9 protein-coding genes are annotated in these 12,387 nt (G+C 66.3%); 5 read left to right on the top strand and 4 right to left on the bottom strand.

Annotation, left to right across the window (positions count from 1 at the left end; genetic code table 11):
• The first annotated feature begins 400 nt into the window (after window positions 1-400).
• Both NH14_RS21680 and NH14_RS21675 read left to right on the top strand, forming a co-directional pair.
• A complete protein-coding gene (locus NH14_RS21680; protein ID WP_035528575.1) occupies window positions 401-1,624 on the top strand; it encodes a Zn-dependent hydrolase in 1,224 nt (407 codons plus the stop codon).
• 42 nt (window positions 1,625-1,666) lie between these two features.
• Window positions 1,667-2,431, top strand: a complete 765-nt coding sequence (locus tag NH14_RS21675; protein WP_035528578.1) for a DUF169 domain-containing protein — start codon at window positions 1,667-1,669, stop codon at window positions 2,429-2,431.
• A gap of 110 nt (window positions 2,432-2,541) precedes the next feature.
• On the opposite strand, the gene NH14_RS21670 is transcribed toward NH14_RS21675, so the two are convergent.
• Window positions 2,542-3,480, bottom strand: a complete 939-nt coding sequence (locus NH14_RS21670) for a helix-turn-helix domain-containing protein (protein WP_035528581.1) — start codon at window positions 3,478-3,480, stop codon at window positions 2,542-2,544.
• Between the two features lie 191 nt (window positions 3,481-3,671).
• Between NH14_RS21670 and NH14_RS21665 the strand changes: the two genes are divergently transcribed.
• A complete protein-coding gene (locus NH14_RS21665; protein WP_035528584.1) occupies window positions 3,672-4,571 on the top strand; it encodes a DMT family transporter in 900 nt (299 codons plus the stop codon).
• Window positions 4,572-5,100: 529 nt separating this feature from the next.
• On the opposite strand, the gene NH14_RS21660 is transcribed toward NH14_RS21665, so the two are convergent.
• Complete coding sequence (locus NH14_RS21660) at window positions 5,101-6,018, bottom strand: LysR family transcriptional regulator (protein WP_035528586.1); 918 nt, start codon at window positions 6,016-6,018, stop codon at window positions 5,101-5,103.
• Window positions 6,019-6,136: 118 nt separating this feature from the next.
• On the opposite strand from NH14_RS21660, the gene NH14_RS21655 reads away from it, so the two are divergent.
• Window positions 6,137-7,219, top strand: a complete 1,083-nt coding sequence (locus tag NH14_RS21655; protein WP_035528589.1) for a tartrate dehydrogenase — start codon at window positions 6,137-6,139, stop codon at window positions 7,217-7,219.
• Between the two features lie 127 nt (window positions 7,220-7,346).
• A complete protein-coding gene (locus tag NH14_RS21650) occupies window positions 7,347-8,657 on the top strand; it encodes an MFS transporter (protein WP_035528592.1) in 1,311 nt (436 codons plus the stop codon).
• 55 nt (window positions 8,658-8,712) lie between these two features.
• Here NH14_RS21650 and NH14_RS21645 read toward each other — a convergent pair whose 3' ends face one another.
• Complete coding sequence (locus NH14_RS21645) at window positions 8,713-9,726, bottom strand: transglutaminase family protein (RefSeq protein WP_035528595.1); 1,014 nt, start codon at window positions 9,724-9,726, stop codon at window positions 8,713-8,715.
• Window positions 9,720-12,329: a circularly permuted type 2 ATP-grasp protein gene (locus NH14_RS21640; RefSeq protein ID WP_035528599.1), complete on the bottom strand. Its 2,610-nt coding sequence runs from the start codon at window positions 12,327-12,329 to the stop codon at window positions 9,720-9,722. The genes NH14_RS21645 and NH14_RS21640 overlap by 7 nt, the downstream gene beginning before the upstream one ends.
• Between the last annotated feature and the right edge of the window lie 58 nt (window positions 12,330-12,387).

The raw sequence follows: 12,387 nt of genomic DNA, 5'->3' as shown, positions 1-12,387 counted from the left end.
GCGTCGTATGGCGTCGATGGTGCGTGCTGTGCTTCGGCTTCGATTTGGCTTTCGGCTTCGCTTGCGGGTGCGGTTCGCCCGGAGGCAGCGGTTGTGTCGGTTGGGCGCCGGGAAGCGGCGGCGGCGAACTGGTGCGTGCATGTTGCGGCGTGTTTTGGCTTGCGCCCAAACTGGTTTGCCCTTCGCCGAAGTGATAGGTCTGCGAGGTTTGCGCGTGACTTGCCGCGGACAATGTCAATGCCGTCAATAACAGGTATTTCGAAAACTTCATGCGTGTTCCTTCTGAACGAGGGGTATCAGCATAGCGCAATGTGGATGCCGGCAAGCTTCGGCATTGGCTCGTTCCTGCAGGGGCCGCGCCGCGGGCGTATAGGCCAGATACTTTTCGGGAGCAACCACAATGATCCGCGTTAATCAGCAACGGCTCTGGGATTCGCTGATGGAGATGGCGACGATAGGGGCTACCGCGCACGGCGGCAGTTGCCGTCTCGCGTTGACCGACGAAGACGTGCAGGGCCGTCGTCTTTTCATCCGCTGGTGCGAGGAGGCAGGCTGCGAAATCCGTATCGACCCGATCGGCAACGTGTTCGCGCGCCGGCCCGGCACCCAGGCCGATGCGCCAGCCGTGATGTGCGGCAGCCATCTGGACACGCAGCCGCTCGGCGGCCGTTTCGACGGTGTTTATGGCGTGCTCGCGGGTCTCGAGTCCATTCGCACGCTCAACGATCTGGGCATTGCGACGCGGCATCCGGTCGACGTCGTGGCATGGACCAATGAAGAGGGCTCGCGCTTTACGCCGGGCATGATGGGCTCTGCGGTCTACGCGGGCACGCTCGATCTCGACTATGCACGCGCGAGGCCATGCATGCAGACGGGCGTGCTGCTCGGCGATGAACTCGAACGCACCGGCTTCGCCGGTCCCGAGCGCGAGCGGCAGATGCCCAAAGCCTACTTCGAGGCGCATATCGAGCAAGGCCCGGTGCTGGAGAACGCCGGTATTCCGATTGGCGTCGTGACCGGCGTGCAGGGCATTTACGAACTCGACGTCACGGTAACCGGTTTCGAGTCGCATGCGGGCACGACGCCGATGAGCGTGCGCAAGGACGCGATGGGCGTGGCTGCCGCAATGATCGCGGCAATCGTCGAGCATGGCCATGCCTTCGATGCCGATGCGCGCGTGACCGTTGGCCATGTCGCCTGCCAGCCGAACTCGCCGAGCACGATACCCGGCAAGGTCGGGTTCAGCGTAGATGTTCGCCATCCTTCGCGGCCTGCGCTGGAACGTCTCGTTGCCGATATCGAAGCGATCTGTCTGCAACGCATCGCGCTGCGCGGCACGACCGTGCGGGTGGAGAAGGTCGCCGAGTACGAGCCGGTCGTGTTCGACGCGCAGTGCGTTGCGCGCGTGCGCGAGGCTGCCATTGCAGCGGGCTATCCGTATCTGGAGATGCACAGCGGCGCGGGGCACGACGCAGTGAATCTCTCCTATGTGGCGCCGACCGCGATGGTGTTCGTGCCGTGCAAGGCCGGGCTCAGCCACAACGAGGCTGAGGACGCCGACCCCGCACATCTCGCACAGGGCGCGTCGGTGCTTGCGAACCTGCTGGCCGATTGCGCGCGATAGCCGTGTGAGCGTGTTGCCGTCGTTGTTTGGGAGACGACCTTGATGAAAGACGAGCTGGGAAAACTGGCGGCAGACCTCGAGCGCTTGCTCAAGCTGCGCAGTCTGCCGTTTGGCATGGCGCTGTACGAGCGGCGCGAGGAGATGGAGGCGATTTATCGGATTCGCCGCCCGAAGGCGATTCATACTCTCGACCAGATCGTGGGGCAAGCCGCCCGCCTGGGTTTTACGGTGGGTGTAACGGCTGAAGATCTGGTCGGGTCGCAATGCCGGTCTGTCGTGGGCTTGGGAAATGCAAAGGATGCCGAATGGAAATCGGGCGAGCAAATGGCCGGTGTCTGGTATGCCACGCTCGAAGATTCCCGCGAGCATCAAGCAGCAATGGACTGCGTTCCGGACGGCAAGTATGAGGCGCTGGTGGTGTCCCCGCTTGCCGCTGGCCGCATCGACCCGGCCATCGCGCTCTTCTATGCCACACCGGGCGCCATGATGTATTTCATCAATGGCTTGCAGTGGTCGGGCTACAAGCGCTTCGACTGGAGCGTGGTGGGCGAATCGTCCTGCGCGGATTCGTGGGGCAGGGCGTTGAAGACGGGCGAGCCGAGCCTGTCGATTCCCTGCTTTGCCGAGCGCCGATACGGCGGTGTGCTCGACGACGAAATGCTGATGGCGCTGCCCCCAGAGACTTTGGCGAAGGCCATTGCGGGCATGGAGGCGCTCGCGAAGAACGGTCTGCGGTATCCGTTTGCGCAGTACGGGATTCAGCAGGACGTGCGGGCCGGAATGGAAGTTAGCTACGCAAAAAAATAGACCCTGCGCGGCGGGCAACCCGGGCGATAAAAGCCGGGTTCCCGCGAAAGGCATTGGACGAGAGCGCTAGTGGCGCGTGCGTACCACAGGACTGTTTTCGCCAGCCGTGATCAGGCTGGAACCACCATCCCGCCGCTGCGAAGCGCTTGCCGATACACATTGGGCGCGGCGCCGAATGCATCGCGAAAGCGATGACTGAAGTGGCTTGCATTCGCGTAGCCGCATGCGCTTGCAATCTGTGCGAGCGGCAGGCCAGTAGTGCGCAACAGCGCGCGAGCCCGTTCGAGCCGCTGCGCCGCAATCCATGCGTGCGGCGGCTGTCCGAACGAGGCGCGGAACATGCGCGCGAGGTGGTATTCGGAGAGGCAGGCGACTTCGGCCAACGCGCCCAGCGTCAAGGGTTCGTCGAGATGGGCGTCGATGTACTCGCGCAGACGCCGCCGTGTGGCCACCGAAAGGCCGCCCTTGAGCGCTGCGCCCGGACGGCGCACGCCCTGGCTGGCCAGCAGCAGGCTCAGCACTTCGTGGGCCGTTTCATTGCTGCGCAGCAGGCCCTCCGGATTGGCCCAGTCCTCATTGGCGAGCGTCTGGCAAAGCGCGGCAATGCGCTCGTCTTCGAAATACGTGCGGTCGGCGAGCGTGAGTTCGCGCGGTTCCCGGTCGAGTTCACGAATGGCCCGTTGCGTGAAATGCCCGGGCAGAAAATAGAGGTGCATGAAATGCATGTGGCCGCGCACCCACCAGCGCGATTCGTGATCGCCAGGCAGCGCGCAGAGCCGGCTTGGCGCGCCGTAAACGCCTGGCAGCTTCTGCCGCTCGGTGCGGTAGCCGCCGTCGATATAGCATGACAGCGTGTGATGGCCCGGCTGTTCGTAGATGGTCTCGGCTTCGCGCGTCTCGCGCGTCCAGACCGCCACCGCGAGTTGATCGCCAAGCCACGCGAACCGCTCTAGCGTCGCATTGGCGGCGCTCAAGGTGCGGCACACCGAATGCAGCCCGAACGGCGTGCTGGCGAGATCGAGCACGGGAGGCGACGAAGGAGCATCCATGGTTCGGCGAGCGGGCGGCTAGGTGGTATCGAAGCGATTATGGGTTGGTTACAGCGAGCGGTTAGCGAATTCGAGTATACGCTCCGGCTCCGCCTCGCGAAGGTCGTCGGCAAGAAATGCGCAATCCTGGACAAGTGCGTGCCGCTACTGCGCGCCATAGTTGAAGCATTGAGTCCCGGTTATTTCCAGCCATGAATTTTCTGCTTTACGCGCTCACTGTGCTGATCTGGGGTACCACCTGGATTGCCATCAAGTGGCAGCTTGGTGTCGTGCCTGCGCCCGTTTCCATTGCGTGGCGCTTTGGCATTGCGGCGCTTCTGATGTTCGCGTTGCTGCGTCTCGTGCGCAGGCCCGTATGGCCACCGCGCGACGCGTGGCGCTATCTGGCGGCTCAGGGCCTGGCGCTCTTCTGCCTCAATTTCCTGTGCTTCTACTATGCCGAGAACATCGTGCCGAGCGGTCTCGTGGCCGTGGTGTTCTCGACGGCGCCGCTGCTCAATTCGATCAACGGGCGCCTTTTCATGGGCCGGCCGTTGCAGCCTACCGCGGTGGGCGGGGCCGTGCTGGGCCTGACTGGGATCGTGTGCCTGTTCGTGCAGCAAATGGCCGGCCATATCGGCGATCACACCGCCTGGCTCGGGCTCGCGGTTGCGTTTCTCGGCACGCAGTGCTTTTCGATCGGCAATTTGCTGTCGAGCCGCATGCAATCGATGGGGCTGCATCCGCTCGTCACGAATGGCTGGGCCATGCTGATCGGCACGGCGGTGCTGCTGGCGGGCAGTGCGCTAGCCGGATTGCCTTTCACAATCGAGTTTGATGCGCGTTACCTCGGAGCGCTCGCCTGGCTCGCGGTAGCGGGCTCGGTGGTGGGTTTTACGGCGTATCTCATGCTGGTCGGGAGGATTGGCCCCGAGCGGGCCGCCTATTGCACGGTCTTGTTCCCGATCGTGGCGCTCGCGATATCGACCGTATTCGAAGGCTACCGCTGGACATGGCTGACCGTGCTGGGGCTGCTGCTGGTGGTATCGGGCAATCTCGTCGCGTTCGATCTCACGCGGCGCGTGTTCGTGCGCCGGGCGTCGGCTTCCTGAGTGCGCACGCTTTGACCTTGGCCGTGAAACCCGGTTGATGTGTGAGTTCCTGCAAGCAGGCGTTGCGCTTGGCCATCAAAGTGGAAGAGGGGCGTCGCTGGGCCGAGGAGCACTCCCAGCGGATCAGCGCTTGATCGCCTTCTGGGTGGCTAGTGATCCGCCACGCGGCATCGTCGCGCGCTCAAACGCGGCCTGAGCGGGCTTGCGCGGAAGGTCACCGAATATCCCGCCAATATTCCATGCATGAAACGCCAACTCGCATTTGAACCCCGCGGGCTGGCGACTCGTATGGATAGAAATGGGTAACAGCCCAATATAAAAGGGCGTCGAGAGACACCTGCCATTTCCGGCTATTGAATTTCAAGCCAATCGAAAGAGACGATCGACAACTTCTTTGGGTCATCGCGCCATTGCCGGGCATTTTGTCCGCCCCAAGAATCTCACGCATCGCCAACCGCTTTCGAAGCGGCCGCGAGCGGCGACTTCCGGGGAGACAAGCGCATGCAATTCACACTGAACGGTCGGCCTTTCAGCCCCGCCGCGCCTCGAATTCCTGCGCGAGAAAGTCGACAAAGGCGCGAATGCGCGTGGACATCTGGTGCCGCTGCAAATACACGGCGTAGATGTCGGCGTTGGGCGTGTCATACTCGGGCAGTACCTGTACGAGCCGGCCATCGGCCAGATACTCGGCGATGTCCCATTCGGCGCGCATCAGGATGCCGTGCCCCTCCAGCGCCCAGCGCACGGCGATCTCGCCATCGTTGGTCGTGAGATTGCCGTTGATGCGCACCGCCTCGGTCTTGTGCGCCGCCCCCCGTCCCGCGATGAGACGCCAGACGCCGTAAGCCTCGTCGCCCTGGCGAATGCCGATGCAGTTGTGGCGCGTGAGCTCCTGCGGCGTGGCGGGCACGCCGCGCCGCGCGAGATACGCGGGCGACGCGCACAGCAGACGCCGGTTGGCCGCGAGGCGGCGCGCCACTACGCGCGTGTCGGGCGGCTCGCCAAAGCGGATGCAGACGTCGAAGGTGTCGTCGGTGAGCGGCGGCGGCGCCACCGCAAGCTGCAATTGCACGCTCACCTGCGGATGCTTCGCCACGAAGCGCGAGATGGCCGGCCCCACGTGGCTGCGCCCGAAGCCAAGCGTCGCGTTCACGCGCAGGAGGCCCTTGGGGCTCTTTCTCGCGCTGCCGAGCAGTTCGGCCAGTTCGTCGATTTCGTCGAGAATGCGCCGCGCGCGCTCCAGGTACAGCTCGCCCTCGGGCGTGAGCATCATGCGTCGCGTGGTGCGGTTCACGAGCGGCACGCCCGCGCGCTGCTCCATTTGCGTGAGGCGTTTGCTCACGGCCGCGGCGGTGAGCCCCAGCTCGCGCGCCGCCGCACTCAGACTGCCCGCCGCCGAAAGCGTGGAGAAGAACGCGAGATCGGCGGGATGTACGGCTTCACTCATGAATGACCCGCACTTGTGAATTGAAGTTAAGAATGCTTTGAGTCTAGCACCGGTTGCAGCGCTTCAGGTTCGGTAAAGTCGGTCCCACATTCAATCGAAGGACGTGGAGACGGACACCATGAAGACGTATCGCATCGCAACCATTCCCGGCGACGGTATTGGCAAGGAGGTCGTGCCGGCGGGCAAGGCCGTGCTGGAAGCGCTCGCGCGCACGAACCGCGCGTTCGCGTTCGAATTCGAGAACTTCGATTGGGGCGCCGACTACTACCGCGCCAACGGCGTGATGATGCCCGCCGACGGCCTCGACCAGATCCGCGACAAGGACGCGATCCTGTTCGGCTCGGCGGGCGACCCCGACGTGCCCGATCACATTACGCTGTGGGGCCTGCGCCTGAAGATCTGCCAGGGCTTCGATCAGTACGCGAACGTGCGCCCGACGCGCATCCTGCCAGGTATCGACGCGCCGCTCAAGCGCTGCGGCCCGCAAGACCTGGACTGGGTGATCGTGCGCGAGAACTCCGAAGGCGAATACGCGGGCGTGGGCGGGCGCGTGCACCAGGGGCATCCGATCGAGGCGGCCACCGATGTCTCGATCCTCACGCGCGCCGGCGTCGAGCGCATCATGCGCTTCGCGTTTCGGCTTGCGCAGTCGCGTCCGCGCAAGCTGCTCACGGTCATCACTAAGAGCAACGCGCAGCGTCACGCGATGGTGATGTGGGACGAGATCGCCAACCAGATCGCCGCCGAATTCCCGGACGTGAAGTGGGACAAGGAACTCGTTGATGCCGCAACGGCCCGCATGGTGAACCGTCCGGCCACGCTCGACACCATCGTCGCGACCAACTTGCACGCGGACATCCTGAGCGACCTGGCCGCCGCGCTCGCGGGCAGCCTTGGCATTGCGCCCACCGGCAACATCGACCCCGAGCGCCGCTATCCGTCGATGTTCGAGCCGATCCACGGCTCGGCGTTCGACATCATGGGCAAGGGCCTCGCGAACCCGGTGGGCACGTTCTGGTCGGTGGTGATGCTGCTCGAACATCTGGGCGAGCAGGCCGCCGCGCAGCAGGTGATGGATGCGATCGAGCGCGTGAGCGCCGACCCGGCGCTGCACACGGGCGACCTCGGCGGCACGGCCACTACCGCACAAGTCACCGATGCGGTGTGCGCGCTGATCGAGAAGGTGGCCGTTGCTGCCTGAATGACGGCCTGAATCACTGTTTGACGGCGCGTGCGCAACCACACGAATCCACCACGACACACGCACGCGCCGCTTTGAAACCGTGACCCGCGCCTCGCGCGCGGCACGGTCTCCAAGGAGGAGACACATGCATTCCGAACTCGAAACCCGAGTCTCGAAGAAACTCATGTGGCGCATCATTCCGTTTGTGATGCTGCTGTATTTCGTGAGCTTTCTCGACCGCGTCAACGTGGGCTTCGCCGCGATGTCGATGAACAAGGCCATCGGATTGTCGTCGGCGGCGTTCGGCTTTGGCGGCGGCCTGTTCTTTATCGGCTACTTCCTCTTCGAAGTGCCTTCAAATTTGATCTTGCATCGCGTGGGCGCGCGCGTCTGGATCGCGCGCGTGATGGTCACGTGGGGCATCGTGAGCGCGGCTTCGGCATTCGTTAGCGGTCCTGCGAGTTTCTATACGCTGCGCTTCCTGCTGGGCATCGCGGAAGCCGGTTTCTTTCCCGGCATCATCCTGTACCTGAGCCAGTGGTTCCCGTCGCGCCAGCGCGCCGTGGCCGCCGCGTGGTTCATGGCCGCCGCGCCTATCTCCACGGCCATCGGCTCGCCGCTCTCGGGCGCGATCATGCAGATGAAGCCGATGTTCGGTCTCGCCGACTGGCAGATGCTCTACGTGCTCGAAGCGATTCCCGCCGTCGTGCTGGGCTTCGCGGTGCTGCGCTGCCTGACCGATGCACCGGCAAAGGCACAGTGGCTCGCCAGCGACGAAAAGGCCTGGCTCATGGCCAGGCTCGACGAGGAAGCGAGTGCGCGCAATGCGCAGCACGGCCATACGGGCGCGGTGTTGGCGGCGCTGTGCAATCCGCGCGTGCTGGCACTGGCGCTGATCTACTTCGGCACGTCGGCGGGGCTGTATACGCTCGGCATCTGGGCACCGCTGATCGTCAAGCAGTTCGGCTACAGCCCGCTCCAGACGGGCTTGCTCACGGGCATCCCGAGCGTGGCGGCGGTGGTGGCAATGGTGCTGTGGGCGCGCCATTCGGACCGCACCCAGGAGCGCACATGGCACGTGGTGGTGCCGTGCCTGCTCGCATGCGCCGGGTTCGTGCTGGCCGCCGGCGCGAACGGCACAGCGGCGATCATCGGTGCGCTCGTGCTCGCCAACGTGGGTATCAGCGCGGCCAAGGCGCCGCTGTGGGCGATGCCGAGCGCGTTCCTCTCGGGCGCGGGCGCCGCCGCGGGGATCGCGATGATCAATTCGCTCGGCAATCTGGGCGGCTTCGTCGGGCCTTCGGTGATCGGCTGGCTCAAGAGCGCGACCGGCGGCTATGGTGCGGGTCTGTATGTGGTGGCGGCGACGCTCGCGGTGTCAGCCGTGGTGACGCTGGTGCTCGGGCGCAAAACCGGCGGGGGCGAGGCCAAGCCGCTTGCCCAGGCGCATCGTTGAGGCGATGTGCGGCGGCACGGCCGGCGGCTTGTTGCACAAGCCCGGTCAACATGATTCACGCTTCCTCAACGGGCTCCACCGTTACCGCAACCTTGAGCACCTGGTCCGCGCCGCCGCCGCGAATCACACCGCGCAGCGGCGTCACGTCGGCGTAATCGCGCCCGATCGACAGCATCACGTAATCGTCACCGGCCGTGCGGTCGTTGGTCGGATCGAGCTGTAGCCAGCCGCCGTCCTCGGGCCACGCCGGGTCGTACACCTCGACCCACGCGTGCGAGGCGTCCGCGCCAGTCAAGCGCGGCTGCCCCGGCGGCGGCTGCGTCAGCAGATAGCCGCTGACATAACGCGCGGCCAGCCCCAGCGAACGCATCGCGCCGATCATCACGTGCGCAAAGTCCTGGCACACGCCCTGGCGCATCGCGAGCGCATCGAGTGCGCTCGTGGTTACGTCGGTGCTGCTCGGCTTGTATTCGAAATCCGCGTGGATCCGCCGCATCAGATCCCACGCAGCCTGCACGAGCGGACGTTGCGGCGTGAAGCTCTGTCGCGCGTACGCGGCCAGCGCCGCATCGCACGCAACATGCGGCGAGGCGAACACGAACTCGCTCGCCGGATCGTACGGCACGTCCCGGCGATAGCAAAACCGCTCGCGCACGGCCTCCCACGTGCTCGTATTCGCGGCGTCGGGCCGCGCGATTGCGTCGGGCGCTTCGCCGCGCCTGCCCGCCGAAAGCGTCGGCGGCACGACGCGCACGACGCTGCGGCTGCGCACGAACAGCGCTTCGTGTGGCTGGTTCAGGCCAAACGATGTGCGTGCATTGCCGAACGCATCGGTCTCGACACTGACCTGTTCCGGCTGCGGCTCGATGTCGAGCGCGAACGACAGCAGCGCCTGTCGCGCCGTCGAGAGCGGCGTGAGGCGCGCCTGATGCCTGGCCGCTTCGACGCGCGCCGCATACTGATAGTGCGTGTCGTGCGTCACGCGCAAAAGGCGTCCGCGGCGGGAATCGGGGGTATCGGCTGTATTGGCTGTATTGGCGCCGGCTGCGGATTTCGACGGCGTCACCATAGCGTCCTGCCCGCCTCGCGTACGTGGCTGAAATAGCGCTCGCCGATTCGGTCGGACAGGTTCCACAGCGCGGCGCCGGTCGCCACGAGCCGGTCCAGCAGCGTACGGTAGCGGCCCGTCTCGTCGGTCTCGCACAGGGCGTGCAGCGACCATTGCGCGATGTCCGGCATCTCATCTCCGAGTTGCGCCGCCGTGGCAGGCCGCTCGGCGCTTTCGATTTTCGCGAGCCGTCCGCGCAGCGCCTGTGCGGCCCACGCGAGCGAATGCGGGTTGTCCGTGTCGAGCACGAGCAGCGCGAGCAGCGGCGCGATGTCGAAGCAGCGCTGGAAACGCGAGCGAAATGTGATCGTGCTGTCGAACAGGTCGAGCACGAGTTCGAAGCCGTCCTGCTGCTGCATCGTCTCGTCCTCGAAGGCAAAGCGCAGTACGCTGCCCAGAAAATCCAGCCGGTCGATCTGTCGGCCGATCGACAGCAACCGCCAGCCGTCGTCGCGCGTCATGTTGTCGGTCTGCGCGCCGGTGATGGCGCCGAGCAGCAGGCCTAGCCGGTCGAGCAGTTGCAGCGCGTCGTTGCCGAGCTGGTCTTCCGCCTCCGCCACTTCGGGGCTGTCCACGAACAACTGCGCGGCATCGTCGATCAACCGCCACTGCTCGCGCGACAGCCGCTCGCGAATCGCGGCCGCCGCCGCGCGCATGCCGAACATGCAGGAGGCAATGCCGGTCGCGCGGTTCGCTCCGTGTGCAAGCGCCGCGCCCAGTGCCGCCTGAAACGCTTGCGGCTGCTCCGGCGCGTGCGGCGCGTCGGCCGCGACGAGGCCGTTTTCATGACATAGCGTGTCGAGCAGTTGCAGGTGCGCGATGCTGTCGGCGTCGTCTTCTCCGCGCAGCCTCACCAGCGCGCAGCGCGCGAGCCGCACGAAATTCGTCGCGCGCTCCGTGTAACGGCCGAGCCAGAACAGGTTCTCGGCCGCCCGGCTGGAAATCGTGCGCGAGCGGCCGACCAGATCGTCGGGGCCGAGGCGGGGCGGCAGCAGCGTCGTCTTGTCGACTGCGCCTTCTGTCATCACCCACGTGTCCATGGTGCTGCCGCCGCGCGGCATCGGCGCGTTGAACAGGGCGTCGCGCGTGCCGACGCGCGATAGCCCGCCCGGCAGCACCCGCCAGCTTTGCTCGCCGTCCGCGAGTGCGAACACGCGCAGCAGCATGGGCTGCGGCACGATGCGCGCGCTGTCGGCGGCGTCCCGCCACGCGCGGACGGGCCAGGTCGGCGCCTGCGACAGCGGCAGGTCCGCCTGCACGGTGTATCGCGTGGGATCGTCCGTGATTCGCGCTCGCCACTCGTCGAGTTGCGCGGGCGTGAGCCGCGCGCCGATTACCGGCGCGGTTTCGCCACCTGCCTGCGCGGCGGCGGGCCACGTCGGCCGCACCATCGCGCGTGCGAGTTGCGGCAGCGCGTCCGCGCACGCGGCGGCCTCGCCGCACCACCACGAGTGGACTGCGGGCAACGTAAGCACCTCGCCCAGCAGGCTTTGCGCGAGGCGCGGCAGGAACCCCAGCACGCCGGGCGATTCGAGGAAGCCCGAGCCCGGGGCGTTCGCGAGCAGCACGTTGCCCGCGCGCACCGCGTGGAGCAGCCCCGGCACGCCGAGCAGCGAATCGGGACGCAATTCGAGCGGATCGAGCCACGCGTCATCGACACGGCGGAGGATCCCGTGCACAGGCTCGAGCCCGCGCAGTGTCTTCAGGAACACATGGTTGTCGCGGGCGGTCAGGTCGCCGCCCTCGACGAGCGTGAGCCCCAGGTAGCGCGCGAGATACGCGTGCTCGAAGTAAGTCGCGCTGTGCGGGCCTGGCGTGAGCAGGACGATCCGCGAATTCCTGGCAGCGGGGCTCTGCGACTGCAGGCTTTGAAGCAGCGCCCGGTACGCGGCTGCAAGCCGCTGCACGCGCAGCCCCCGGAACGCGCGCGGAAACAGCTGCGACACGATCAGGCGGTTTTCCAGCAGATAGCCCAGCCCGGTCGCGCCCTGGGTGTGCTGCGCCATCATGCGCCACTGACCGTCCGGCGCGCGCGCGAGGTCGAACGCAACGATGTGCAGCCAGGTGCCGCCCGGCACGCGCGCGCCACGCATCGGCCGCAGGTAGCCCGGGTGCCCGGTCACGAGCGCAGGCGGCAGCAGGCCGCGCGCAAGAATCGTCTGCGGGCCGTACAGGTCGGCCATCATCGCGTTGAGCAGCCGCGTGCGCTGGAGCACGCCGCGCTCGATCACGTCCCAGTCTCTCGCCGTGACGATCAGCGGCAGCAGGTCGAGCGACCAGGGGCCCGCCGCGCCGTCGCCCGCGCGCTGCTCGTGGAGTTGGTAGAACAGGCCGTTCTCGCGCATCCGGCGCTGGAGCGAGTCTGCGCGGCGGTCGAGATCGGCGAGGCCGTCGCTGCCCACCGCCGTGAAGAACTCGCGCCAGGCGGGCGCAAGCGTGGGCGCATGCAGGCCCGCCGCGCTGCCGCGCAGCTCGTCGTAGCGCCCCGCGCCGGCGGGCAAGGCCAGCGCGGCGGCCAGCTCCGCCGCGTCGGATTGCGCGCCGGTGTCGAAGAGCGTGTGCATCGTATCGTTGTCGCGTTGTTGTCGCGTGACCCTGGTCGTCGTGAATACCAGGTGACGC

Origin of the sequence: Paraburkholderia sacchari, assembly GCF_000785435.2 — a bacterium.
Taxonomy (GTDB): Bacteria; Pseudomonadota; Gammaproteobacteria; order Burkholderiales; family Burkholderiaceae; genus Paraburkholderia; species Paraburkholderia sacchari.
This window is presented reverse-complemented; position numbering and strand designations above follow the sequence as displayed.